We start from the raw sequence: 26,167 nt of genomic DNA on the forward strand, positions 1-26,167 counted from the left end.
GAGTGCTGAAAAATGCCGTTAAATTATCATGATCAAATACATCTTTTAAAGGATATTTTGGCGGATCATCAAATTGATTGCTGTGGTTCTGTTGCAGAATATGAGCAACTAGAACGGGTAATCAAATCACTAATGGTCAATAGTGAAATTGATCAAAATGTGAAACACATCTTACAAGATATTTATACCTACAGTCAAGCTGGTATTAATTCTGATAATGACCATGACCATAACCAATTACATCAATCCAAATTTACCAACTGGATTGAAGTTATTGATTCCTACTCATAATTCAATGGGTAAAAGTCTATCCAGGTAGTTGAGCCAATTTTGTTTCTCTTTGTCAATATTCTTGTGATGGTACCATTGAACAGAAAGGATTGTTTGGGCAATCACGTACCAATGCATCCTGTGGCGAAGACTATCAGTTAATGTTATCCCATATGTGGATAGCCAGTCAGACCAATTATTTTCAGGTATATACCAATATAATAACATGCACAAATCTATCGCAGGATCAGCAATGACCGCACCGTCCCAATCAATCAAAAATAACTCTTGGTTATCCGAAAGCAGCCAATTGTTATGATTTAAATCACAATGGCATACTACCTTATCTTTAAAGTGGACGTTTACTATTTCTTTTGTTAGGAAATCCAATGATTTTTGAATCACTTCTAAAGACAATAGCTCTAGTGCCATACCGTTTCTGATATCTTCCAATATATTGGAAGGTTCAACCGGCTCTTTGCCAAGTCGTGTGAGCATATCGAGTAGCTCTTTTGAGTGGTGAATTTTGTGCAATAGCTGAGCTACAGACTCCATATTCATATCGTTTGGCTTTAGCTCTCTTGCACTAATCCAGTGCTGGGCCGTAATTACATCCCCATTTTCTAGGCGTTTCGTCCATACTAGCTTGGGGACAATCCCTTCAGCAGATAAAACAGCCAAAAATGGCGATGAATTTCTTTTTAGGAAAAGCTTTTTTCCGTCATTTTGAGCGAAATATGCGTCTCCTGTCAAACCACCGGCAGGACTAATTTTCCACTCATCACCTAATAAATGTTCCAACCATTTCACCTTCAATTTCAACACAACTTTTCATTATCATATATTAGAAAAGCGCAAGCGCTAAATTAAAATTAGTATCTACTTGTTCATAAGCCGGTAAGCCGTGCGAATTGAACAATTTGCTAATAAGCAAAAAAAACAGCTATTGAAATTTGCAATAGCTATCTTTTAAATTTTATCGTTAAATCAATATTAAATCAAGTCTTTGTGAAACAATTAGTTTCTAGCAAGGACTACTGTACTGATAGGCTCTATTGCAATGTTTCTATTCAATTTTGCAAAGGGAATTTCACTTGCTTGCTTGTTATTAACTAGAAGTTCCCACTCTCCTTCACCTGGCAAAGAGATGTTTTCAGCTTGGAGACCATTATGAAATAAAATAAGGATATGATTCCATTTTCCATATTTACTTACTTCATGAAGATGGCACATAATCAAATTTGGTTTCACAAGAGGAAACTTCAAATGTTGTTGAATCTCAGTAGTGGAAGATAGTCGGAATGCTTTATGGGATTTTCTGAGCTGAATTAACCCTTTAATAAAATCAACATTATCCTCGAATAAATGCTTTCTTCCCCAATCCAAACCATTGATGGAATCAGGTGACTTATAGCTGTTTTCTTCTCCATTTTTTGTTCGAAAAAACTCCTGTCCAGCATGTAAAAATGGGATTCCTTGCGAAAGAAGGACGATGGATGTTGCCAGCGTATGCCGCTTTCTTCTGGTCTCCTCATCTTCATGCTGGTTACTTAGATTTATTTTGTCCCACAAAGTATGATTATCGTGTGACTCTACATAGTTGATTGTTTGAATAGGTTCATTAAAAAGACCGTTAACACCTGCTTCAAACGGAATACTACCAGACAGGGTTTGCTTCATGAAAGAAATTTTATGATTGTTTCCTAACGCAAATCCCCTGTCAAACAAATTGAACGTGCTGCCTTTGATGGAATCCCGAAACATATCATTAAAAAAAGCAATATTAGGCATGTTTTTAGCATTCTTGATCATTGCTTTTTTCTCGGATGCCAGTGGGGTATTTAAATCCCATCCCTCTCCTAAAATAATTACATCAGGTTTAATGGCTCTTACTTCTTGATGGATAAGATTCATCGTATCTATATCCAAAATACCCATTAAATCGAAGCGAAAGCCGTCTACATCATATGTTTTCAACCAGTATTTCACAGAATCTATGATAAATTTTCGGACCATTTTTCGTTCTGATGCTAAATCATTTCCAACCCCTGTACCATTAGAGGGCATTCCGTGGTCATCATGTCGGAAAAAATATCCTGGAACAATCTTTTCAAAGGAAGAATCTTCCCTTATAAACACATGGTTATAAACCACATCCAAAATGACTCTTACATTTTGTTGATGAAATGTGTTTATCAGTTCCTTTAATTCTATTATCCTTGAGTAGGGATCCTCTGGATTTGTAGCATAGCTTCCTTCCGGTACATTAAATAAAAGAGGATTATATCCCCAGTTATAAGACTCATTTGGGTTTCTTTCGTCTACTCCTCCGTAATCGTTTACTGGTAAAAGCTCAACATGTGTAACACCAAGGTCGAGCAAATAAGGTAACCCAGTTTTACCGCATTCGCTGATGGGAGGTATTTCAGAAAATGCCGCATATTTCCCCTTGTAATTCATGCCGCTTTTGGAATGAGATGAAAAATCGCGAACATGCAGTTCATAAATAATGGCATCTGTTACCTCTTTAAATGGTAATAATGGAACTTTTGGGATGCTTGCTTTTTCTTCATTAATGATAATTCCAGCACCTGAATTAATACTGGACGCTGGTGTGTATGGATCAATTGCTTCTCTCCATATTAAGTTAACACAAACCAGATAAGTGTATCGGTATCCTTCTAAATCCCCTTTTACTGTTATTCGCCAAGTACCTTTATCTCCTCGTGTAAGGCTGTATAGAATAGGTTCTGTTATGTTCTGGGCAAGAAGCTTTATTTTAACCGAAGAGGCAGTTGGTGCCCAAAGTGTAAAAGCGGTTTCAGTTTTTTGATAGGCAAAACCTAGGTCATCCTTCTCATAGTGAAAAGCTTGGTCAAAGCTTTCTGTTCGAATCACTGCCCCAATTTGCAAATCCGTTATTCTATTATGTTCGTCCTTGACCATATACTTATCACCAATTAACACTCTAGCTTCTGTTTTACAAACATATTTCATGTTGTTAGGTAATGGGATTTTTTCAATAATAATTAATTCGGTTGTTGTTTTACCGTATAAAAGGGAAAAGGTAGAAGATTCGCCTTGATGAATTTCTTTCGGTAAAATAATGGTTATTTTATCCATTTCATCCAAATATGCTTCAAAATCTCTTTTGATGAAAATCATCTTTACTCTCCCCTTTTACTATTAAAATGCCGCTACCTGTATACTATTCATCATTTGTGTAAAGATTGAATGCAAATAGAATGTTCCTCCATTATTGCCATTCTGGTCTATCCATATAAGTGGATTGGCAATGGGATAGTAGTGCCCCTGCCGCTTTCAATTGATTAGCTTTCAAAGGCAAACTATTTCCTCTCATTTTCACAAACCAATTATCATATGTACGCTTGTCTACTACTTCCACTTCTGTTGGTACATCGAAAATATCTATATAGCCTTTAGGGTGCAGCAACAATTTTTTTATCGGATAATTTATTTCATAAGGTGTAAGGATATTCTTTATGATTGTACCCATCCGATTCAGACTAATGGTTGGATTGACCAATTTTCTTTCATTTTCTTTTTCACGTACGGACCAGAAACGTTCATTACTCCCCAATACCACGCTGTCAGTTTGTTCATCCAAATAATAGATGGCAAGTATTTCGCTTGGAGTAATGATGATTATTTCCAATTCTACTGGAGCTTGCTTAATAAGAAAAATTGGTTTGTACATCACAAAATATGTATCAGGAAATCGTTGAAGAAAATATTTTAAGAGACTATCCTTCTTATAATTTTGTTGAAGATAGGAAATCTTTCGAATAGTTGAGCTAGCCCATTTAATCTGAACAGGCAGAATGGAGTCAAGAAATTTTTGTTTTCTCTCTTCAGGTGTTAATCTTTCTGTTAGCTCTGGCAGCTCCCAATCGTCTTCTAAGTCTGATTCAGATGGATTAAGTTTCCCTACAAACAATTCTTCCTCCACCTCTTCCTTTTTTTTGAAAGTATTAACAAGAGTGCTCCATTTATTATCTTTCAATTGCTCTTTCTCTACCTCCACCACTTCAGGAGATGGTGCAACTGGAAATCTCCTCATTTCTTCGAATATATGCCATTTTTGTTTCTTTAAGCGAATGTATTGGCTTGGATAGCGAAATATATCTGCTTCATACCGAGTTATATAGTCTTGTAATTTAATTAATTGCGCCACAGGTGATCACTCTTTTCTATAAAAAATAATGAATGGTAGTCGGTAAAACAAGTGCATATAATAATGCCGAAAGTGTCATACTGATGGAACTGCAGGCTGCTTCCTTCTCACCATACTCCATTGCCTTTGCTGTACCAATTCCATGGGCTGCACATCCCAGTCCAAGTCCGACGCTTAAATAATGGGTGATTTTTAAAAAGTTTAATAGTTTTGGTCCAATGACTGCACCTATGACACCACTAATAATCACAAGTGCTGCGGCAAGGCTAGGAATTCCACCTGATATATGGGCAATGTCCATTGCAATTGGAGAAGTGACAGACTTTGGAAGAAATGAAACAGAATAGCTGAAATCTAAGTCAGCTACCTTTACGTAAAATAACCCTGAGACAATTCCTGCAGTTACCCCAGTTAGCAATCCTACAACTAAAGGAAAGCGATAACGAACGATCGTATCCCTTTGGCTGTATAATGGGTAAGCTAGTGCCACAACAGCAGGTCCCAGAAATTCTTGAATCCACGAACCGCCAATCATATATGTAGCATAATTGATATTCATCCCCAATAAGACGACTATAATGACAGCTGTAGTTGTAACTACAGGATTTAGGATGGAGAATTTATATTTGTAATAAATCATTCTCATGAACCAAAATACTATAATAGTAAAAAGGATATAAAGGCTCCCTTGCAAAACAATCATCTTGCCTTTCCCCCTAAAGCCTTTGTTTTATTATCGACCACATCAGTTGCTTTTTGAGCAACCCAACTTGAACTCAACAAAACTAAAAAGGTGCCCACTGAAAGGGCCAGAAGCATCACCATTCCAGGTTTACTGAATAGAAACCCAAAATGCCCCATGACACCAACAGTGGCAGGTACAAAAAATAGTGGCAAATATAAAAGCAAGCGCTCGGCTCCAGCCTTAAGGAAATTCTCTTTTATTATTCCTGTTAATAATAAAAGAAACAGAAGGAGCATACCTATAATGCTCCCAGGAATAGGTATGCCTGACATGTCTTGAAGCACCATCCCTATTAGATAAAACAAATAAATAATGCTAATTTGTACTATTACTTTTATTCCCCACATAACTAACCCCTACTCCCCTATTAAAGGAAATTCTGCCTTGGCTTCATATTTCGGTATCTTATTAATATGAGTTTCATACAAAATGATTGAACGAACATTGAACGTATTTTTTATCGTACTATATTCAGGAAGTGTATCCCTGCTAATGGATCCAGGTCCAACCCATTTCCTAGCCAATGTTATGTGTGGATGGAATGGGCGTGTATCCAACTGAAAGCCCACTTTCTCACATGCTTGGTAAACGTCTTTACGCAATTCATGGAGAGCATAAGATTCTTCTGTGCCATACCAAAAAATCCGAGGAGAATGCTGATTGCCAAAAGTGCCCAACTCACTAAATGAAAGGGGAAATGTGGCGTGTTCTTTTGCTACTTTCCGCAACAATACCTTCAACTTCTCTTTTTGATCCTCATCTACACTTCCCAAAAAAGCTAAAGTTATATGCAAATCATCAGGATGAACCCAACGGGCAAATGGAAATTTGCTGTTTATTTTCTGTATATAAAATGAAAACTCCTCTTTCCACGAACCTGGCAATGGTATTGCAAGAAAAAAATGATTTTTCATCCTTTCACCCCACTGTTGTTTATAATATAGATTTACATTCAAATAAACTGCGCTTATGTCTAATAACCCTATTTTACCAAAGAAAAAACTTACCTGTATTTATTCCCATAGAAATCTACATCAATCATAATTTTGACAAACCAAAACTTTAGACTTTCTTCTTGTTAGTAAAAACATCTTTAGTAATTTTTATGATACAATTCGGAATAATCGATGTTACAGATTGAAAGGTTGTGGATAATGTGAAAGTTGTAACTAATATGGCCGAACTAATCGGAAATACTCCCTTAGTGAAACTGAACCGGATTGTTCCAAATGGAGCAGCTACTGTGTACGTTAAGTTGGAATTTCAAAATCCTAGTGGCAGCGTGAAAGACAGAGCCGCTTTCAATATGATTATCCAAGCAGAGAAAGAAGGGTTAATTAGACCAGGGTTCACCATAATCGAGCCTACAAGTGGTAACACTGGAATCGGTCTTGCCATGAACGCAGCAGCAAGAGGATATAAGGCAATATTAACAATGCCTGATACAATGTCCAAAGAGAGAATAAATTTATTGAAAGCATATGGGGCAGAGGTAGTATTAACCCCAGGTGAAGAAAAAATGCCAGGAGCAATAAAAAAGGCAAAGGAATTAGTGAATGAAATTCCAAACAGCTTTATGCCCATGCAGTTTGATAATCAAGCAAACTCCGATGCACATCGAAAGGCAACTGCCCAGGAAATTATTGCTGCTATGAAAAAAATAGGGAAACCTCTTACAGCATTTGTAGCGACAGCTGGAACGGGCGGTACGATTACAGGAACAGGAGAAGAATTAAAGAAGCATTTTAATGGACTGACTGTGCATGTTGTCGAGCCTGCAGGTTCACCAGTATTGTCAGGCGGTAAACCTGGAAAGCACAAGCTTGTTGGGACAAGTCCTGGATTCATCCCAAATATTTTAAACCAAAATATTTATGATGAAATTTTTAAAATTAAAGACGAAGACGCTTACGATATTTCAAGAAAGCTAGCAAGTATGGAAGGTATTTTGGTTGGTCCATCATCTGGTGCAGCATGCTACTCTGCTATTGAGGTCGCAAAACGATTAACTCCTGACGATGTAGTAGTTTGTATAGCTTGTGATACTGGGGAGAGATACCTTACAACTGATTTATTTGATTTTGAAAATAAGTAAGGTTCATTTTGTTATTTATAAAAAAGAAGCTGCCAGAAAATCGGATTTCAAGATTTTCTGGACAGCAAGTTTTTTTTTGATATTCTAACCAATTTTTTTTCAGACAGGCGTATCAATATGAGTAAAATAAGTCCTCCCAAAGTTAATACACCAAAAAATAGATATACATGAGCAACTGAATAATATTCAATCAAAAAACCACCTAAAAATGTACAAAACCAGCATCCGAGACCATTACCGACAGCAGTATACAATGAAACGGCTGTTGCACGGGCAGAGGTTGGAGAAATATCTCGAACGAACTGCAATGCTGCAGGGATAAATAGACCAACAGAAAATCCTTGAGCAATGGTGGACACATAAACCACATACAATGGTGGCTCAAAAAAATATAAGGTCCAACGAATCATCGCAATGCTTGCAGCACTTATCATAATCACATATAGTCCGAACTTATTGATCCATTTACCCGCTATCCGCATGAAAGGCGCTTCACTACCTGCAGCTAAAAGAAAAGCAATACCAACACCAGTAACAGTACCCCCAATATCTGTAATCAATAATCCAAAATAGAAATTATTAGCAAATATCGGGCCGAATATCAGAAAAGTTGTCACTAAGAACATCACAAACTTTGGCATTCTCACTAAAGTACCTAAACCATCTCTAACATTAACACTGATTGCCTGGCTTTCTTTAGGCAATTGTGTGGTAACAAATGTAGCTATTAATAACGCAGCAGAAAACGTATAAAAGATCACTTTTAGTGAAAAAAAGTCGGAAAGCCAACCCGCTATCAGAACAGCAACTGCAAAACCAAAAGCACCCCAAAGCCGAATATATCCATAATTTCCTTTTACACGTTGAACATAACTTATCGTAATACTATCCGAGATGGGAACAAGCGCACTTTGTGTAACAGCTAGTAAAAAAGCTAGTATTAAGAGCCCTGCATAGGTTCCCATAAACGAAAAAACTATACCCGAAATAGCTGTTAAAAATAAGGTCCAAATTAATATTTGCTTTGGTTTTTGTGTATAGTCACTGAATATCCCCCAAAATGGTTGAACAAATATCATGACCACTGGGCTTATTGACATAATCATTCCAATTTGGGAACCAGTCAAACCAACATCCTCTTTCAAATAAACAGTTAATAGAGGGAACAGCGCGCCAAAGCTGAAGAAAGTCAAAAAGAAGTAGCTGTTAAAATACCTTGTTGTCTTGTTTATTTGGCTGACACTATCCATTTAATATCCTTCTTTCTCAAATCGTAAAAATAGCAGGAGGACCGAAAGCGCTTGCTGCTTGCTCAACTCCTTAAAATATTGGAATTGGCCTTTCGAGGGTGGATTTCACCTTCTTAACGACTAGCTTGTGATAGCTAATGCAACCAAACCTTATACCCATAATCCAAAATAAAGGCCACCTACATGAGGTGACCTTTATATTCTACCATAATCTACTATATTATAAGTATTTATTTTGCCAGCTCATAAATTGCTTGAGCATAGATGGCTGTAGCCTTCACCAGATCTTCAATAAATATATGTTCATCCTTCTGATGCGCTACATCCTCCCTGCCTGGAAATAGCGGGCCGAATGCTACTCCAGCCTGTAAACTTCTGGCGTATGTGCCACCACCGATTGCAAGAAGGTCTGCCTTTTCTCCTGTTTGTTCTTCATATACCTTTTGCAAGGTTTGAATTAGTTCGTGTTCTTTTGGGACATGGTGTGGAGGAACCACACGGAATTTATTCACCTCAAAGCTATTCTCTTGTGTCACTTGCATTAACTTCCCTTTTACACTCTCCGTATCGCAAGTTACAGGAAAGCGGATGTTAACTCCTATTGAACCAATTGAAGCTTCCTTTTCATAATGAAAAACACCGACATTTACTGTTAAGTCAGCAGATACCGCATCATGATAATCAATGCCAAGCTTTTTTCCACGAGAATCAAATGCTAATTTTTCACTAATAAATGCAACATATGTAGCAGCATTCAAATCTAATGGTAGGGTGTTTAAAAAGGTCGCTAAATGGTAGCCAGCATTCACACCATTATCAGGTTCCATTGCATGTGCCGATACTCCCTTTATAGATAGTGTCAGTGCACTTCCTTCTTCTGTAAACTCTCCTTCAACAGCATTTTCCGATATAAATGATTGGAAAGCATGGGTTATCTCATCCATTCCTTCTGAAATTTCGAGTGTCGCTTGGGCATGGTCTGGCACCATATTTAAACGGCGTCCGGAATCAAATGATAAAAGAGTGACCGCTGGTGACTGATTTTCTTCCCCTTCAAATTTCAAATGAAGTTGTATGTCACCAAGCCCTTTTTCTGCATGAATGATTGGAAAATCAGCATCAGGGGCAAAGCCTATGGTAGGCATTTCTTCTTGCTTAAAATAATGGTCGACACATTGCCAGCCACTTTCTTCGTCTGTACCAATAATGATCCTAACTCTTTTGGAAAGAGGAAGTTCCATTTCCTTCACTATCTTAAGGGCATAATAAGCTGCCATTGTTGGTCCCTTATCATCTATAGCACCACGAGCGAATATTTTTCCATCTCGGATCGTCGCACTAAATGGCTCATCTGTCCAACCATCCCCTTCAGGAACAACATCAACATGGCACAAGATTCCTACTAGGTCTTTTCCTTGACCATGCTCAATATGCCCGGCAAAGTGATCGACATTTTTTGTGACAAATCCATCTGCCTTTCCTTTTTGTAATAGAAATTGCAGTGCTTCTTCAATCCCTTTACCAAAAGGTGATTCAGGTGATACTTCTTCCTCATTCAGTACACTATTTATTTGCAATAAAGCTTGCGTGTCCTTTATTAAATCATCTTTACGCATTTCCACTTCATTTAGCCAATTAATCCCCATTTTTCTCACCTCACTAAAAAATGAACAAACGAATTCATGATCAGAGAAATCCCCACTATTCCTAATGCTGGATAATATAGCCAGCGGGTAACCATCTCCTGGTATTCTTCCTTAACCAATTTCTTATCCTTATGCATATCCAAAAAAGGATGGCCAACTAGCTCATCATATACTATATTTAACCACTCTTTCAGGAAAAAGAAAAATGCTACAAAGAGTCCAAACTTCAACCATAACGGAATGAAAGTCATGACTCCTATCGTAATGCCAATCAGTTTTAAATAAGAGAATATATGCCGAGAGTTTCGCAACAAATATTTAAAGAACAATTCTGTCAGTGCATGCTGTGGTTTTCTTTCCTGAAAGATCCTCTCAGACTTTCGGAAAAATAAAGGTTTCGTTCTACTCGAAGCTTTTGGAATATGAACATATTCTGAAGCAGAAAAAATCATTCCTACATACTTTTGGCGGATTTTTTCGTTCTCTTCCACATCACTCATAAAACTATCCGTTCTCCAGTAGTATAAATACAAGATCAATGTTCCTATTAAAAACATGGATATGACAGGTACCCATATTTCCCAATTAATAGTAAAGTATGTAATGCCTCCAAGCAGAACAAACAAAGCTATATTAACCGCTCTATTTTTCCACCCTAACCAAAACATAGCAATTATTTTTTTTAGGATCATGATGAATAGCATGATAGAAATATAATACAGTACCCATTCGAACCATGGCAGCAGACCAGGAGCAACTGCATTCAACAAAAGATACGAAGTTACAGCAACAAGAATTCCTTTCAAAAAAGTAATGAAAATAGAAGAAATTATGCCATATTTCTTCAGCCCCTTTAATAAATCATTCCGGTGAATAAAAAAGTAGTGATCAGCCTTTTGATAATAAATTCGTAACGTACCATTCCATGCAAAATAATAGACGATAAATAAGGTAAGACCAAATGGTATTCCCTGTAAAAGTGCTACTAAACTAGGAAACATATCATAAATCATTGCCCCTATGAATAGGATAAAAAGGAATAAATATATAAGAATCGTCCAATCAATAATCGCTTTCGTATTTTTCCATTGATATTTGTATTCTTCTCTCAAACGATTCCAATACAGTTGGAAAGAGCTCATGTCGCAAGCTCCTTTTCTGCAATCGTGAAGAAGCAATCCAAAAGGGAACCTTCAGGTAGATGACAACCGTCCTGAATATCTAGAAGTGTTCCTTCCGCCCTCACTTGTCCGTCTGATAAAAGCACAAATCTATCACAGATTTTTTCCGCAGTATCAAGAACATGGGTACACAAAAGAATCCCTGCACCTCTTTGCTGCTCTACTTTAAACAATTCCAAAAGCTTCTTCGTAGCAATCGGATCAAGTCCAATAAAAGGTTCATCCACGATATATAAAGATGGTTTTAACATGATGGCAAATATTAGCATGGCTTTTTGCTGCATCCCTTTGGAAAACGTAGCTGGGGACTCATGTATAACATGTGATAAATCAAATAACTCCAAAAGATCCCCAACTCTCTTTTTCCATACAGCCTCTTCCATCTCTAATAGGGCTGCCATTAAATCAATATGCTCCCATAAAGTCATGTCATAATAAAAAACTGGCTTTTCTGGGATATAAGCATAGGACTTATTGGAAGGAAGTGATACATTCCCTTTAAAATATGGGTTTAGCCCAAGGATCGTCTTAATTGTTGTACTTTTCCCAGCTCCATTTGGGCCGATTAATCCGACCATTTCCCCATTTCTAACATTAAAATTAATATTTTTTAAAACAGACATGTCTTCATCATAGCCTGCACTCGATAATTCAATTGATAAAAGTTCCAATTCCGTTCACTCCTTTCCATTGTAAATACGGAGCATTAGGTCGAAAGTTTCACATTTTTCTATAAACAACTCGCCATTTTCTGTCGAGTAGTGTAAAATAATGCATATAGTCACACACCATTTGGATATATTTATAGGAATAACATTATGAACATATGTTAAAATTGTGTAAATTGCATCATTATTCTAGTATTTTTTCCTTTAAATCGTGTACAATAAAAACTAACTTTATAACAATTGCCCTTTCATCAAGAATTTAGCTAGTAGTGTCATGTTAAATACCGGATAAGGAGTGGTTTTTTGAAGCCTTCAACTAACCGTATGCTAACCCGTATTAAAGCCGTCTACATGTTTATTCATGAAAAAGGAACTGTATCCACACAACAGTTGGTCGATGAATTCGGGATTACTCCCCGAACAATCCAGCGTGATTTAAATGTGCTAGCGTTTAATGACTTGGTTCATAGTCCAACAAAAGGTAAGTGGACTACTACGCAAAAAAAAGTTAGGCTGACTTCATAAAACTACATATTTAAATAAACCATAAGCCACGTTCCTATTTAAGGAAGGTGGCTATTCGTATTTCTGGGAATAATAGAGGGGAAATTGGTGATCAGTTTAATTTATATAACATTATTAAAGGCGGTAATATACCCTTGCTAGATTTTTGATAAATAAGTTTTGAACGTAAACATGGTGTCAGGTTTTCCACTAGGTGTGCGGAAAACAATGTGGTACTGAAAGAACATAAAATTGCAAATTCAGCCCTGCAGAACCGGATGCTGGACTGAAAAAACATGAAATCGCAATCTTAGTCCAGCAAGAGCCAAATGCTGGACTGATAAAGTGAAGTGTTTGTGCTACTAAAAAATAGAGTTTCTATTGTTCGTGTTTCAAAGCCTTCCGTTGGACGCAACCTCAAAATTTTTTCTTCGTTCATGCCCAAAGCCTTACATAGTCGACATCCAACTTAATCTTCCCACTGCAACAAAAGAAAAAGAGGCATGCTCAGATATTTAAAATCTCAAAGACAGCCCCCTTCACTAGGTTCTTAATTATTTTGTTGTAACATTTCAAGCTCTTCATCTGTGAGTTCACGATACTCACCTAGCTCTAATGTTTCGTCTAAAACAAGCTTTCCCATACTTAATCTTTTTAAGTATGTAACAGATTTTCCTACTGCCTGAAACATTCTTTTCACCTGGTGGAATTTCCCTTCCATAATTGTAATTTCTATTTCGGAACTTTCGCCAGATGATAGAATTTCCAAGCTTGCAGGTAATGTTTCATATCCATCATCAAGTGTTACGCCTTCTTTGAATGCAATGACATCCTCTTCTGTTACCTCACCATCTATCGTTGCATAGTAGGTTTTGGGTACATGTTTTTTTGGTGACAAAAGTTGATGGGCAAGCTGCCCGTCATTTGTAAGTATAAGCAGACCCTCTGTATCCTTATCAAGACGTCCTACAGGAAAAGGCGCAAAGATTTTGTCTTCTTCCTGCAGAATATCCACTACCGTTTCCTGTCGGTTATCTTCTGTAGCAGATAGAAGCCCGGGTGGTTTATGCATCATCAAATAAATAAATTCTCTATACTCTACAATATCATCGTGTACCGTAACTTCCTCCACTTCAGGGTCAACATGTACCTTTGCATCCTTCACAACCTCGCCATCCACTTTAACTACACCTGTTTTTAACAGCTTCTTTACTTCTTTTCTTGTTCCATAACCACTATTAGCTAACAGCTTATCCATTCTCATGCTTGCTACTCCCTTCATAGGGAAAGAGGCCTCTCTATTGAGACCTCTATCCTCTTGCTTTTCTATTTAAAAAGGAAAAACGATTTCCGAATAAATACATTAACAATCCACTTCTGTAGCTTAGAGCGAAATAAACTCCTACTCCTACAATGGCACTAATTCCCACAACAATGATTGCTTGCATGCGTCCCTCACTATAAAGAACCACACCATCTAGTAGTTGTAGAACGATTAATACTGCTCCAATCATAACAGCATTGAAGATAAGCATCAACAAACCTCTTCGAAAGACCATGGAATAGTTAAAATCAGTGAACTTTTGGATAGCCCAAAGGTTAAACATTACACTAGCAACATAGCCAATTGCTGTAGCAACAATAGATCCCTCTGCCTCCATTAAGTATATTAATGGATAGTTTAATACTATTTTTAAAACTATTCCGATTGCAAGTCCATAAACTGTGTATTTTTGTCTATTAATTCCTTGAAGTACAGAGGCAGTTACAGTAAATATTGCCAAAGGAATTGCCGTTGGTGCATACCAAGCCAATAAATATCCACCAAGTTCATCATATGAATAAAATGCTGCATAAGCTGGTCCTCCTAATATTGAAAGACCTACGCAGGCTGGAATAGTCAAAAACAACAATATCTGAAAAGTGACACTTAATTGACGTTGAAGTACATGTTGCTCGTTATTAACAAATGATTTAGTAATAGCTGGAAGTAAGGATAAAGCGAATGCTGTAGCAAGTGTAACCGGGATAATTACTAATTTTTGACCATACGTGTTAATGTGGGCAAATGCATCCCCGGAAGTAAGTCCATCTACACCAGCCAGTGCCATCGCCTTATTGAAACTAAATGTATCCACAAGCTGATATAACGGCATAGCTAATCCAACAAAGACAAAAGGAGCTGCATACATTACAAGTTCTTTATACATATCTTTATAGGATATATCTAAATTTCCTCTATCTTGTTCGAGCAATGTATCCAGATGTTTTTTTCTGCTAAACCAGTACCAAATTAATATTCCCAACCCTGCTAAAGCACCAATAAATGCACCAAACGTCGCATAGCCAACTGCGGTGGGCAAACTTCCATCAGCCATATTTAAAATAATATATACACTACCAAGCAAGAAAATTATCCTTGCAATTTGCTCTACCACTTGCGAAACAGCAGTTGGTCCCATTGATTCGTGTCCTTGAAAGAACCCTCTTATTAAACTCATAACTGGGACTAATAATAAAGCAAAGCTTACCATTCTTATGACAAGAGTGACATCATCATAAGAATGAGTACTACCTTCGTTAATTATCATCGGTGAGAAAAACGGTGCCAGTACATATAGAATTATGAAAGCTACAATTCCTGTCAAACTCATTAAATACAGACCTGAATTAAACAGCTTCCTTCCTACTGCATATTCCTCTAGAGCGTTGTATTTTGCCACAAACTTTGAAACAGCTAGAGGTACACCCATGGTCGCAATACTTAAAACGACGGAATACACCACGTAGGCATATGTATATAATTCTCCTCCAGATGTGCCAACTAATGCATAAAACGGAAATATATAAACAAGCCCAAGTACCCTGGAAATCATGGTACCTAGGGTTAAAATAAACGTACCTCTTAATATATTTGAAGTCGACATAAAAATACCTACCTACTTAGTTTGTAACATATTGTCTAACTTTTGTATTTTACCACAGTTTTTGTAGTGGGCGTAGAACTTACCAGCCCGCCTGGATATTTCTGTTCAAAATAATTTTTGGAAAGGATAAATATGGAGTATTGTCCGTTATCTCTTCTAGTGTCTCTTTGAATATAGCAAGTGTAAATTCACCGTATGCATCTGCATCTAGTAAAAGTTGACCTGCTTCACCCTGACTGAATAATATCCCAAATTCATCGTCTTTATTTAGTTGAATACAGAGTACATATGCATTCATTTCTTTTTCAAAAAGCCAAGTATAAGAAAATGATACTATTTTTGTATTTGTGTCGATAGGCAACGTTGGAATTGATAGTAGTAGCACAGTCAACCCTTTGTCTTCTGTCCAGCCACCATCGTATGGAATATGCGCCTCGTCAATATTTGGTGAGTATGTCATTGATTGCTCCTTTTTAAACTCCATTTCATTCCTTTTAAATCATACGGAATATACGAAGTTTTGTCCAACTTGTACAATAAAGGTATAATGAAACAAAGCTAGAAGAATTGTATTGGTTGGTGAAAAATATTGAATTATGATGTCATTATTATTGGAGGCGGTCCATCAGGATTAATGGCCGCTATTGCTGCAGCTGAACAAAAAACGAGAGTGCTGCTTATTGATAAAGGGAATAAACTGGGCAGAAAGCTTGCGATTTCTGGTGGGGGCCGTTGTAATGTAACGAACCGTCTACCTGTTGACGAAATTATAAAACACATTCCAGGTAATGGCCGCTTTTTATATAGTGCTTTTTCTGAATTTAACAATGAAGACATTATTCGTTTCTTTGAAAATCTAGGAATACAATTGAAGGAAGAAGATCACGGAAGAATGTTCCCTGTGTCCGATAAAGCACAAAGTGTAGTCGATGCTCTTTTATCGAGGTTACAGGAATTAAAAGTAGACATTCGGACAAATACAGCGGTGGAAACTGTAGACTATCAAAATGAACAAACTCATGGAGTTTTGTTAAAAACCGGTGAGTTTTTACCTTGCACTTGTGTAGTAATTGCTGTTGGTGGAAAGTCTGTACCACATACAGGTTCCACAGGAGATGGCTATCCATGGGCAAAGAAGGCAGGACATACAATCACAGATTTATTTCCAACTGAAGTCCCTCTTACTTCAACAGAGGCCTTTATTCTTGAAAAGACATTACAAGGTTTGTCCTTACGAGATGTTGCTTTAAGTGTCTTAAATCCGAAAGGAAAAGTAGTGAAAACTCATCAAATGGATATGATTTTCACTCATTTTGGAATTTCGGGACCAGCAGTGTTACGCTGCAGCCAATATGTAGTGAAAACTATGAAAAAGTTCGGTGTTGATAAAGTAACGATGAATCTAGATGTGTTTCCAAGTCGAAACGAAGAACTGGTATTTCAGGACCTTAACACAGCTTTAAAAGAAGACACAAAAAAAGCCATTAAGAATGTCCTTAAAGGGCTTGTACCGGAACGTTATTTACTATTTTTATTAGAGCATTGTGCCATTGATGAATTGGAAACAGGAGCAACTTTATCCCATGAAAAAATAAGGGAACTTGCGAAAATGTGCAAACAGTTCCGCTTTCAAGTATCCGGCACCCTTTCCATTGAGAAAGCATTTGTAACAGGTGGAGGAGTGTCCGTAAAAGAAATACACCCTAAAGAAATGTCCTCAAAAATGATGGAAGGATTATTTTTTTGTGGGGAAGTACTAGATATCCATGGATATACTGGTGGCTATAACATAACTTCAGCACTTGTAACCGGAAGGCTGGCAGGCTTGAACGCCGGGAAAAAGGCGGCAAGCCTACGTAGTTACCATTAAAACAAACGTCATAACAAATGCCAGTCCAACTCCATACATGCCGAATTCATTAAAGAAAGATTTGCTCTCTTCTACCATTACTTCGTTTTGTGTGTGGTGGTTCATAATATAACATCCTTTCTGTTTTTGTTTTCTTACTTATAAGACGAATCATATTACAGAAATGTTTCAATTATTTATAAATTATTTCAGATATTTATCTATACCCACATAAAAGAGCCTGATAAACATTTTTTTAGATGTTTATTAGGTTCTAAATATTACCATTGCTGAAAAACAATATATTTGTTCCTCCTCATTATTAATACAGCCTACTTGATATTTAATATCAATAAGATCTCGCTCTGAAATATCTTTTAGGAAATGATTCACTGCATCCTCCAAGTCCCGCTCATGCTCTTCATCAAACAACCGTACCTGAACCACCTGGAAAACCTCCTTAAGGCTTGTATATATTACCATGTATAGTTAAAAAGAAGGAAAATTATACTTGAGTAGCGAAAATAATGAAGTTATCCATCATAAGGATGTGTATTAGTGAAGAAATATAAAAACAGGCTTGCTACAATAGGCTTATTACTATGGTGTGAGTTGGGAACGGACCAAAAAGTATAACGAGCAATTTGATGCATACTTTTATGCAGAAAATGAAGATTCGAAGAAATTTCTACTATTAGTGTTTGATTCATAGATAAGGAGGAATAAAATGAAAGAATTGTGGATTGCAGAGGATTATGAATTTGAATTACAGCCTGCAGGATTCTACTCCTTTTACATTTCCAAATTTGAGGAAATAGATTATCAGGTAGAAAATAAAGAACTGTTACTTGAAATGATTACACAACTGGATACCTTCCCACTTTACGTTTTTATGGAAGCTTATGATGACGATGAGAATGAAATACGTTCATTTTTAAATGAAAAAGGACTTTATTATCACGTTGAGAATCTTAAAGAAAAAAGGCAGTATATGACTGATGGTAAAACGTTTACCTACCATCCGCCTCTCTTTCAAATTGAAATAATTTCAATAGATACTCTAGAATGGTTACTAGAAAAAACCTATTATTTAGCATTACAAAATCAATTTTATGGAATTTCACTTCGGCGGAAGTTACATTTTAATCATGAGGGGGTATTTTCTGTTCCCATACTTTCTGACACTACTTTTAAAATAGGTCATGATGGTCAAGGGTTTGAGGTATACTCCAACTCCAAGAATCTTAAATCTTTATCTGACATAACAAAATTGTTACCTGTCCCATATAAGATTGTCCAAATTAACGATAAAGAAATACTGTAAAACAAGTAGGAATGAGTCAGCTCATTTCCTACTTGTTTAATAAACTAATAACCTTATTAATCCAATAAATAACAGAGCAACCGCAAATAGAATTGAGAACTTGTTTAATTGAAAATAGTTTATTGGCTCTTTCTTTTGCCGTAATGCATCTGCTACTTCTTTTACAAAATCCTTATCCTGGAAACTGTTGAATTCAACTTCTATATCGCTTTCCTCAAGATCCTTCCATTTAACTCTTATTAACTCTTTAGATTCATTTATAGAATAATATGTTAAGGATATACTGCTTCCGTATTCCCCGTTTGCCTTTTCTTCTTTTTCAAAGGAGTAATTTGTTGCTAATTTAGCTTCCATAATACTGAAAAAGGTTTGTGGCAGCATTTTCTTTATATGAAGTTCGTCTTTTTTAATTCTCACCAGCAGTGTAAAAAGGGGAGGCATCACCATCCCCACCATGAGGAAAAGAATGGAACCATCTGTTTCACCATAAAAATTGAAATAGTATATTGCTCCTATAGCAATCAATGCTGAAAATAAGATGCTTTGTAATCTATTAAAATTAAAGACCGTAGAGATACCCTTTTGCCTATAACTAAACAAGCCACTAAATAGAATACCCATACTAACAACAATGAGAAAAAGCTCAAAGATGTTATCTTGAATAAATTGCATAGTGAAGTACCTCCCTTAAGGTTATATTTATAATATTTTACGTTTGGCAAAGGAAAAGGTTTCATCACTGCATTCTTTCGCATTTCTATTTTTACAAAAAAAGGGGACCTGGAATATCAACCAAAGCACCTCTACCATTAATTTCCTTGTGTTTTATTTGCTACTTCAATTGCACGATTTGTTAATATTGCCGCTTCATCCAACACTTCTTGTGGATTGGCTCCTTGATAAAGTTTTTCCAATGCTGTTACCACATGTTGTCGGGATTCAGGGAGTACAGAAATTAAAGCTCCTTGAGTGGATACTTCTTTTTCTCTCGCTTGAAGCTGATCAACCGTTACCTTTAATTGCGGATATGCTTCCCATTGTTCTTTTACAACATCTTGTTCATAAGCTTGTGGATGATTGGCAAAGGATCCTGTATCGACATGCCATTGTGCCTGGACTTCAGAACTGTTTACAAACTTCATGAACTCTCAAGCTGCCTGTTGCTCTTCTTCTGCTATTCTTTGGACATCCACAATGACGCACCACCTATAATAACCCCTTTAGGGTCCACACTATCAGGATGAGGGATGAAAGCTACACCTACTTCAAAATCTGCATTGTCAATGATGCCTCTTATTCCTGCTGAAGAGTCCATATACATCGCTACTTTTTCTGATTGAAAAGCAGCACGGAGGTCATCCCAAACTGTTCCAAAGTTTCCAAAGGTCTCAGCTTGATTCATTTCGTTTAACTATTCAAAAACACGCAGTCCTTCTTCACCGTTAAAGGTTGCTTCTGTTGCCAAATCAGAACGACCATTTTCATTGTTAACATACAATTCACCTTGTGTTGCAAGTAGTTCCTCAAAAAAACACCCATACGTTAACATAGAAAATCCAAAACGCTCGCCAGTCTGGATTTCCTTGAGAGAAGAGCTCACGAGCAATCGGTGCCTTCACTAACGCACTCGGCTTCTCCTCAAAGAGGGCAATATGTTCCACATTAAAAGTAATGGGTATCATATCCCCAATATCGATGTACCACTGCCCATTAAGCCTCATGAACCACTCTTTATTGCCAACCTGAAAAGCAATCAATGAATCATTCGCAAGAATCTCAACATTTCTAACTTCTATATCCAACCGCTGCATAACCGGTGTAGTTTCATCTACTAGCTTGATAGATTCTGGCCCCCTTGCCAATGTAACCCGCTGACATGTTCCACCTGAAAGCTCTCTTGGTTTTCTATGTAAGTAATCTATTAACTGCAGCATTTCAGCTGCTTCCAAACACCGTAGTTCCCTTTCCTTTTTGGGCACTTTTTTTACGTGTAACTCAAACACGATATTTTCTTTGACAGATAAGTGAGGATACAAAGCGTAGTTTTGAAACACCATAGACAAATCCCGCTCACTCGGCGTAAGCCCGTTTGCCATTTTGTCTCCAATGAACAAATCCCCTCTAGTAATAGTTTCAAGACCAGCAATCATTCTTAAGATAGTACTTTTCCACATCCAGATGGTCCAACAAGGACAAAGAACTCTCCTTCGTTTAACTGAACATTCACATCTGTTACCACACTTTTCTGCTGATCATACGACTTAACATTCCACTAATACGTATTGATTTCATAAACACCATCCCCTAAGTAGTTATCACCATAACGAAATCGTAACATCGCACCGTAAAAGAAGTGTTAAAAACTGGTTAGTAAATGTTAATATTTACAAATATTTATAATATGACTTTCCACAATAAACATTGATATAACAGCATTTTCGTGCCAAAGGTAAATTTACAGAAAGTTCACAAAGTTAAAGAGGTGTAAAGAACCTTAGAGTGAACGGTTCTTTACACCTCTATTCTTTAGTAGCCATATAATCTGATGCAGCCAATATACAAACAGATAACAGCTACTACTAGGGATATTTTATTATATGATAAATAGGATATCGGTGGTCTCGCCTCTCTTAACGCTATGACCATTTCTTTAATAAAATCTTTATCCTGAAAGTTGATAAATTCTGCCTGGATGGTGCTTTGTTCTGAGTCCTTCCAATTCACTTTTATTTTTTCATTGGAGTGGGTGAAATCGTAATTTGTATAGTATTTGCTAGTTATAGCTAAATCGTCTGGTCTTACATCCTTTTCAAAAGCATAACCGTATTTAGTCAGATTCTCTTCTAGTAAGTTGAAAAATGTATCTGGGAGGTACTTATTGACGAGAATTTCGTTTGTTTTGAGTTGCTTAAATGAAGTAAGTACTGGCAGTAACAGAACTCCAAGCAGAGTAATCCATCCATTTTCAGCATTGAAAAGAAAGATAATTCCACTCACCAATATCAGTGTCAACGATATTCCCCTAAATCTCGATACTGGGGATTCAGATGAGACCCCTTTTTGTATATAACTTATTAATCCACTATAGATGGCAATTAAACCAATAAATATAAGAAGAAACTCAAATAAATTTTCGTCTACATAGTCCAAGATGACGCCTCTCTTCTATTTTGATAGGATAGTAGTTTTACGATAATAAGAGGAAAATGTTTCAAAGAAATTGTTCGAGGAGTGGTAGTAGATTGTAGGTTTTGGATTATGTGTTTCCGGTTGAAGGAATATTTAACTCTTTTAAAAGCTTTCTAATTGTTATGGAATTTTCCATCCTTAAATATCTTATTAATTCACACATAGTAATAGTTGGACTGATTAACAAGGCGTAATCTTTTAGTGGTTCAACATGAGCTTTTTTGCACTTCTTTGTGCAAACTGAACATTCCCATCTCCCATATTTTCTGTTCATGATTAATGTTGGCCCACATTCTGGACAAAAGGCCCCTCCAATAATATCATGACGAAGAACGCTAAACTTTTCCATAGGGGAGGAATGGAGTGGTTCATGATCTTTTAGAAATTTTCTGGAGAGCACTCTTATTTCCTTTGCATTTAGTTAATTCACATCATACTTGTTTAATATTGCTCTTACTTTCCCTAAAAGAGCCGGACTTTTAACTACATGCTTTTCTACCAACCCAGGGGATGATGTAACTTTAACAATTACATTTGGATTAGTCAAAACTACTAGATTATCAATAGATAAGGATGAACAGTGTCTTTTTTCTATCCATTTTTTCAATTTATATGCCTGATTAGTTACTTGCAAAATCGGGTCAGGTAAGGATTTAGGTGGAAGGTCTTCCACCTCTTGAATAACTTGATTATTTCTCGGATCAAAATATACAGTACCTCTATTATTTTTGATTTCGATAATTAGCAAACAACTTGGAAAGATAATTAAAGTATCAATTTGAAAATACGTATTTTTGTAAGGAAGTCTTAAATCGTGAAGCACGTGATAGGATGGGGAGGTTTCTGGTAGAAGATTGATGAAGTAATCCAATGAATTTTCTCCGTAAAGACCAGCCTCTCTTTTACCTAATTCATTGAGGATGGCATCATACATCTCATGATTTTTACGGACTCTGCGCTTCATTGCCTGCAAAGTTAACAACTGGAGGGAAGGTTTTCTACTTTTTACAATCAAATAAACACTCCTTTCTTTGGGTATTGGTTAATATTAAACATTATGAGGTGAAATTCCTCCAATTAAATAGAATTTTTTTGCCGTAAGTTTGTATTAAATATATTCAGCTACTTTATAGATATCTTGAGAACAGTTTTTGATATTTTTCCTCTCTTTTTCGATATATTGGTACCAGTTTTAGATATATTCAGCTGTTTTTTCGATATTTTCAGTTTTCCTTGATTCCTGAATCTAATTTCTGCTCCAGCACTAAAAAAACCACCAACACCAATGTCAGTGGCCATTCCAATCATTATTCTACTTCGCCTTCCCATTCGAGCATGCCGCCAACTAGGTTGCGGGTTTTGTAGCCTTGGTCCTGTAGGTAAAGGCAGACGTTTTCGCTGCGACGGCCGGAGCGGCAGATGAAGATGTATTCTTTGTCTTTGTCGAAGTTATCTAGGTTGTCTGGGATGTCGCCCATGCGGATGTGTTTGGCTTCTTTTATTTTTCCTGTTTCAATCTCCTCGTCTTCACGGACGTCTACTAGGTATAGTTCTTCTCCTGCATCAAGTTTCTTCTTTAATTCATCAGTTGTGATAGTTTGAACATCGGACATGTGTAGAAACCTCTTTTCTATGTATGAGTATATGCTACCTTTATTTTAACAAAAAGCAAACAAGGCTGCCAATCTTCGGGCAGCCTTGAAAAAAGTTAGTTTGCTACGATATTCACTAGTTTCCCTGGGACAGCAATTACTTTGCGAACTGTTTTGCCTTCAATGCTTTCTTGGACAGTTGCGTCTGCTAGAGCAATTTCTTCCATTTTTTCGCGGGTTGCATCTGCTGGAACGTAAAGTTTTGCTTTTAGTTTACCATTCACTTGTACAACTATTTCGATTTCGTCTTCCACCAATTTGGACTCATCAAATGTTGGCCATGCTTCATAGGTGATTGTTCCTTGATTGCCTAGTTTATCCCAAAGTTCTTCAGCGATATGTGGGCATACAGGTGATAGCATTTTTGCAAAACCTTCTACGTATTCTTTGGAGATGGTTTCAGCTTTATAGGCATCGTTTATAAATACCATCATTTGAGAAATGGCTGTGTTAAAGCGAAGCCCTTCGTAGTCCTCGGTTACTTTTTTAACTGTTGCATGATACGTTTTTTCTAGTGTATCTGTTTCTGTTACTTCTACAATTTTGGAAGATAGTTTTCCGTTTTCTTCAACGAACAATCTCCAAACTCGATCTAGGAAGCGGCGAGATCCGTCTAAGCCATTTGTAGACCAGGCAATAGATGCTTCCAATGGTCCCATGAACATTTCGTAAAGACGAAGTGTGTCTGCACCATGTGAGGCAACGATCTCGTCAGGGTTTACTACGTTACCTTTTGATTTACTCATCTTCTCGTTATTTTCTCCAAGTATCATTCCTTGGTTGAACAGTTTCTGGAATGGCTCTTTTGTTGGAACTACTCCGATATCGTACAAGAATTTATGCCAGAATCGAGCATATAGTAAGTGAAGTACTGCGTGCTCTGCTCCACCAATATAGATATCAACAGGTAGCCATTCTTTTAGTTTTTCAGGGTCTGCAAGCTGTTCGTTGTTGTGTGGGTCGATATAGCGCAAGTAGTACCAGCAGCTTCCACCCCACTGAGGCATAGTGTTCGTTTCGCGGCGGCCTTTTTTACCTGTTTCCGGATCAACTACATTCACCCAATCCTCGATTGCTGCTAGTGGTGATTCACCAGTACCAGATGGACGAATTTCTTTTGTTTTTGGTAAAACAAGCGGCAGTTGGTCTTCTGGAACAACGGTTGTTGTGCCATCTTCCCAATGGATTACTGGAATTGGTTCCCCCCAGTAGCGCTGACGGCTAAACAACCAGTCACGAAGACGATAGGAAATCTTCTTTTCGCCTTTTTCATTTGCTTCTAGCCATTCAATCATGTTGGAGATTGCTTCCTCTTTGCCTAGGCCGTTTAGAAAGTCAGAGTTTACATGCTCCCCGTCACCAGTGTATGCTTCTTTAGAAACATCTCCACCAGCCACTACTTCCACTATTGTCAACTCAAATTTCACTGCAAATTCATAATCACGCTCATCATGAGCTGGTACCGCCATGATTGCTCCTGTGCCATAGCTCATCAATACATAATCCGCAATCCATATTGGTAGCTTTTCACCATTTGCTGGGTTGATTGCATAAGCCCCTGTGAATACACCGGTTTTTTCTTTAGAAAGTTCAGTACGCTCAAGGTCGCTCTTGCTTTGAATTTTTGTTTTATATGCTTCAACTGCCTCACGTTGGTCAGCTGTCGTTATTTTGCCCACTAGTGGATGTTCTGGTGCAAGAACCGCATAGGTTGCGCCGAAAAGTGTATCAGGACGAGTAGTGAATACCGTAAAAGTATCTTCTGTTCCATTAATCTCAAAGTGCACATTTGCACCTTCCGAGCGACCAATCCAGTTGCGTTGCATATCTTTCAAACTTTCTGGCCAATCCAACTCATTCAAATCTTCTAAAAGTCGATCTGCGTATTCAGTAATTTTCAAAATCCACTGTCTCATTGGACGACGCTCTACTGGATGACCACCACGTTCAGACAGCCCATCGATGACTTCCTCATTAGCTAAAACAGTACCAAGAGCTGGGCACCAGTTTACTGGAACTTCATCGACATATGCCAAACCTTTTTCATATAGCTTTGAAAAAATCCATTGTGTCCACTTGTAATAGTCAGGATGTGTAGTATTTACTTCACGATCCCAGTCATACGAGAAACCAAGTGATTTGATTTGTCGGCGGAATGTGTTAATGTTTTGTTCTGTAAATTCTGCTGGATCATTCCCCGTGTCTAGTGCATATTGCTCGGCTGGTAAACCAAATGCATCCCAGCCCATCGGATGAAGCACATTAAATCCTTGCATCCTTTTCATACGAGATAAGATATCAGTAGCTGTATAGCCTTCTGGATGTCCTACATGAAGTCCAGCTCCTGAAGGATAAGGGAACATGTCTAGCGCATAAAATTTTTCCTTGCCTTCCCCTTCATGTGTTTTAAATGTTTTGTTTTCTTCCCAAAACTTTTGCCATTTTTCTTCAATGGCTCGGTGTTGAAACGCCATAATCTTTCCTCCTAATTTGTACTGCGGTTGAATTTCCGCACACATGAGCTAAAATAAAAAAGCCTCTCATCCCCAAAATAGGGACGAGAGGCTGAATATAAACGTTCACCTTCCGCGGTACCACCCAAATTATTACCGTAACAAAACGATAATCACTCAGATCCTTAACGCGGATAAAACGGCAAATATTAGTACCTT

General features: G+C 37.2%; 30 protein-coding genes, 1 pseudogene and 1 other annotated feature (1 of these 32 only partly in view). Of the genes and pseudogenes, 5 read left to right on the forward strand and 26 right to left on the reverse strand.

What is annotated here, in order from left to right; translation table 11 throughout:
- The first annotated feature begins 12 nt into the window (after positions 1-12).
- Positions 13-291 carry a YtzH-like family protein gene (locus tag LRP81_RS14585; protein WP_230502347.1) on the forward strand — a complete coding sequence of 93 codons (279 nt, stop codon included), beginning with the start codon at positions 13-15 and terminating at the stop codon, positions 289-291.
- On the opposite strand, the gene LRP81_RS14590 is transcribed toward LRP81_RS14585, so the two are convergent.
- The 6 genes from LRP81_RS14590 to thpR form a co-directional block, all read right to left on the reverse strand.
- Complete coding sequence (locus tag LRP81_RS14590) at positions 286-1,086, reverse strand: phosphotransferase family protein (RefSeq protein WP_230502404.1); 801 nt, start codon at positions 1,084-1,086, stop codon at positions 286-288. The genes LRP81_RS14585 and LRP81_RS14590 overlap by 6 nt on opposite strands.
- Before the next feature lie 201 nt (positions 1,087-1,287).
- A complete protein-coding gene (gene pulA / locus LRP81_RS14595; protein ID WP_230502349.1) occupies positions 1,288-3,435 on the reverse strand; it encodes a type I pullulanase in 2,148 nt (715 codons plus the stop codon).
- A gap of 91 nt (positions 3,436-3,526) precedes the next feature.
- Positions 3,527-4,465: an NERD domain-containing protein gene (locus tag LRP81_RS14600; RefSeq protein WP_230502352.1), complete on the reverse strand. Its 939-nt coding sequence runs from the start codon at positions 4,463-4,465 to the stop codon at positions 3,527-3,529.
- A 16-nt stretch (positions 4,466-4,481) separates the two neighbouring features.
- On the reverse strand, positions 4,482-5,168 hold the full coding sequence (locus LRP81_RS14605; protein ID WP_230502353.1) for an LrgB family protein: 687 nt from the start codon (positions 5,166-5,168) through the stop codon (positions 4,482-4,484).
- Complete coding sequence (locus tag LRP81_RS14610) at positions 5,165-5,557, reverse strand: CidA/LrgA family protein (protein ID WP_230502355.1); 393 nt, start codon at positions 5,555-5,557, stop codon at positions 5,165-5,167. Before LRP81_RS14610 ends, LRP81_RS14605 begins: the two co-directional genes overlap by 4 nt.
- 9 nt (positions 5,558-5,566) lie before the next feature.
- A complete protein-coding gene (gene thpR, locus LRP81_RS14615; protein ID WP_230502357.1) occupies positions 5,567-6,124 on the reverse strand; it encodes an RNA 2',3'-cyclic phosphodiesterase in 558 nt (185 codons plus the stop codon).
- 242 nt (positions 6,125-6,366) lie between these two features.
- On the opposite strand from thpR, the gene cysK reads away from it, so the two are divergent.
- Positions 6,367-7,305, forward strand: coding sequence for a cysteine synthase A (gene cysK, locus LRP81_RS14620; protein ID WP_263458250.1), 939 nt, complete (start codon positions 6,367-6,369; stop codon positions 7,303-7,305).
- 47 nt (positions 7,306-7,352) lie between these two features.
- On the opposite strand, the gene LRP81_RS14625 is transcribed toward cysK, so the two are convergent.
- The 4 genes from LRP81_RS14625 to LRP81_RS14640 all read right to left on the reverse strand — a co-directional run bounded on the left by LRP81_RS14625 (position 7,353) and on the right by LRP81_RS14640 (position 12,053).
- Positions 7,353-8,555 carry an MFS transporter gene (locus LRP81_RS14625; protein WP_230502359.1) on the reverse strand — a complete coding sequence of 401 codons (1,203 nt, stop codon included), beginning with the start codon at positions 8,553-8,555 and terminating at the stop codon, positions 7,353-7,355.
- A gap of 230 nt (positions 8,556-8,785) precedes the next feature.
- Entirely contained in the window at positions 8,786-10,201 is a 1,416-nt protein-coding gene (pepV, locus tag LRP81_RS14630; protein ID WP_230502361.1) for a dipeptidase PepV, read from the reverse strand.
- A 5-nt stretch (positions 10,202-10,206) separates the two neighbouring features.
- Positions 10,207-11,343: an ABC transporter permease gene (locus LRP81_RS14635; protein WP_230502362.1), complete on the reverse strand. Its 1,137-nt coding sequence runs from the start codon at positions 11,341-11,343 to the stop codon at positions 10,207-10,209.
- A complete protein-coding gene (locus LRP81_RS14640; protein WP_230502365.1) occupies positions 11,340-12,053 on the reverse strand; it encodes an ABC transporter ATP-binding protein in 714 nt (237 codons plus the stop codon). The genes LRP81_RS14635 and LRP81_RS14640 overlap by 4 nt, the downstream gene beginning before the upstream one ends.
- Positions 12,054-12,353: 300 nt before the next feature.
- Here LRP81_RS14640 and LRP81_RS14645 point away from each other — a divergent pair, with 300 nt between their 5' ends.
- Complete coding sequence (locus LRP81_RS14645) at positions 12,354-12,575, forward strand: DeoR family transcriptional regulator (RefSeq protein WP_230502367.1); 222 nt, start codon at positions 12,354-12,356, stop codon at positions 12,573-12,575.
- Between the two features lie 529 nt (positions 12,576-13,104).
- On the opposite strand, the gene LRP81_RS14650 is transcribed toward LRP81_RS14645, so the two are convergent.
- From LRP81_RS14650 to LRP81_RS14660, 3 genes are all read right to left on the reverse strand, one after another.
- Positions 13,105-13,818: a pseudouridine synthase gene (locus tag LRP81_RS14650; protein ID WP_230502408.1), complete on the reverse strand. Its 714-nt coding sequence runs from the start codon at positions 13,816-13,818 to the stop codon at positions 13,105-13,107.
- Between the two features lie 46 nt (positions 13,819-13,864).
- Positions 13,865-15,481, reverse strand: a complete 1,617-nt coding sequence (locus tag LRP81_RS14655) for a putative polysaccharide biosynthesis protein (protein ID WP_230502369.1) — start codon at positions 15,479-15,481, stop codon at positions 13,865-13,867.
- Between the two features lie 79 nt (positions 15,482-15,560).
- Complete coding sequence (locus tag LRP81_RS14660) at positions 15,561-15,941, reverse strand: hypothetical protein (RefSeq protein ID WP_230502371.1); 381 nt, start codon at positions 15,939-15,941, stop codon at positions 15,561-15,563.
- Positions 15,942-16,070: 129 nt separating this feature from the next.
- On the opposite strand from LRP81_RS14660, the gene LRP81_RS14665 reads away from it, so the two are divergent.
- Positions 16,071-17,351, forward strand: a complete 1,281-nt coding sequence (locus LRP81_RS14665; protein ID WP_230502373.1) for a BaiN/RdsA family NAD(P)/FAD-dependent oxidoreductase — start codon at positions 16,071-16,073, stop codon at positions 17,349-17,351.
- On the opposite strand, the gene LRP81_RS23235 is transcribed toward LRP81_RS14665, so the two are convergent.
- Positions 17,334-17,456, reverse strand: a complete 123-nt coding sequence (locus LRP81_RS23235) for a hypothetical protein (protein WP_263458251.1) — start codon at positions 17,454-17,456, stop codon at positions 17,334-17,336. The two genes, LRP81_RS14665 and LRP81_RS23235, sit on opposite strands and share 18 nt — an antisense overlap.
- A 141-nt stretch (positions 17,457-17,597) precedes the next feature.
- Positions 17,598-17,777, reverse strand: a complete 180-nt coding sequence (locus tag LRP81_RS14670; RefSeq protein WP_230502375.1) for a sporulation protein Cse60 — start codon at positions 17,775-17,777, stop codon at positions 17,598-17,600.
- Between the two features lie 280 nt (positions 17,778-18,057).
- On the opposite strand from LRP81_RS14670, the gene LRP81_RS14675 reads away from it, so the two are divergent.
- Positions 18,058-18,654 carry a hypothetical protein gene (locus tag LRP81_RS14675; protein ID WP_230502377.1) on the forward strand — a complete coding sequence of 199 codons (597 nt, stop codon included), beginning with the start codon at positions 18,058-18,060 and terminating at the stop codon, positions 18,652-18,654.
- 36 nt (positions 18,655-18,690) lie between these two features.
- On the opposite strand, the gene LRP81_RS14680 is transcribed toward LRP81_RS14675, so the two are convergent.
- The 11 genes and pseudogenes from LRP81_RS14680 to leuS form a co-directional block, all read right to left on the reverse strand.
- Positions 18,691-19,326, reverse strand: coding sequence for a hypothetical protein (locus tag LRP81_RS14680; RefSeq protein ID WP_230502379.1), 636 nt, complete (start codon positions 19,324-19,326; stop codon positions 18,691-18,693).
- Positions 19,327-19,463: 137 nt separating this feature from the next.
- Positions 19,464-19,796, reverse strand: a complete 333-nt coding sequence (locus LRP81_RS23365) for a type 2 periplasmic-binding domain-containing protein (protein WP_317987079.1) — start codon at positions 19,794-19,796, stop codon at positions 19,464-19,466.
- Positions 19,797-19,828: 32 nt separating this feature from the next.
- Positions 19,829-20,056: a hypothetical protein gene (locus LRP81_RS23370; RefSeq protein WP_317987080.1), complete on the reverse strand. Its 228-nt coding sequence runs from the start codon at positions 20,054-20,056 to the stop codon at positions 19,829-19,831.
- A gap of 9 nt (positions 20,057-20,065) precedes the next feature.
- On the reverse strand, positions 20,066-20,203 hold the full coding sequence (locus tag LRP81_RS23375; protein WP_317987081.1) for a hypothetical protein: 138 nt from the start codon (positions 20,201-20,203) through the stop codon (positions 20,066-20,068).
- A 235-nt stretch (positions 20,204-20,438) separates the two neighbouring features.
- Positions 20,439-20,893: pseudogene (locus tag LRP81_RS23580) on the reverse strand (ATP-binding cassette domain-containing protein); the annotation flags it as partial.
- A 287-nt stretch (positions 20,894-21,180) separates the two neighbouring features.
- Entirely contained in the window at positions 21,181-21,804 is a 624-nt protein-coding gene (locus LRP81_RS14695) for a hypothetical protein (RefSeq protein ID WP_230502381.1), read from the reverse strand.
- A 106-nt stretch (positions 21,805-21,910) separates the two neighbouring features.
- Entirely contained in the window at positions 21,911-22,192 is a 282-nt protein-coding gene (locus tag LRP81_RS14700) for a hypothetical protein (RefSeq protein WP_230502383.1), read from the reverse strand.
- 72 nt (positions 22,193-22,264) lie between these two features.
- Positions 22,265-22,858 (reverse strand): nuclease-related domain-containing protein, encoded by a 594-nt coding sequence (locus LRP81_RS14705; protein ID WP_230502385.1) that lies wholly within the window; start codon positions 22,856-22,858, stop codon positions 22,265-22,267.
- A 107-nt stretch (positions 22,859-22,965) separates the two neighbouring features.
- On the reverse strand, positions 22,966-23,151 hold the full coding sequence (locus LRP81_RS14710) for a hypothetical protein (RefSeq protein ID WP_230502387.1): 186 nt from the start codon (positions 23,149-23,151) through the stop codon (positions 22,966-22,968).
- On the reverse strand, positions 23,151-23,456 hold the full coding sequence (locus LRP81_RS14715) for a rhodanese-like domain-containing protein (protein ID WP_230502389.1): 306 nt from the start codon (positions 23,454-23,456) through the stop codon (positions 23,151-23,153). The genes LRP81_RS14710 and LRP81_RS14715 overlap by 1 nt, the downstream gene beginning before the upstream one ends.
- Positions 23,457-23,551: 95 nt before the next feature.
- A complete protein-coding gene (leuS, locus tag LRP81_RS14720; protein WP_230502391.1) occupies positions 23,552-25,969 on the reverse strand; it encodes a leucine--tRNA ligase in 2,418 nt (805 codons plus the stop codon).
- A gap of 76 nt (positions 25,970-26,045) precedes the next feature.
- Positions 26,046-26,167 (reverse strand) — a binding site (T-box leader) (it continues 125 nt past the right edge of the window).

It is taken from the genome of Sutcliffiella rhizosphaerae, assembly GCF_917563925.1.
Classification (GTDB): domain Bacteria; phylum Bacillota; class Bacilli; order Bacillales; family Bacillaceae_I; genus Sutcliffiella_A; species Sutcliffiella_A rhizosphaerae.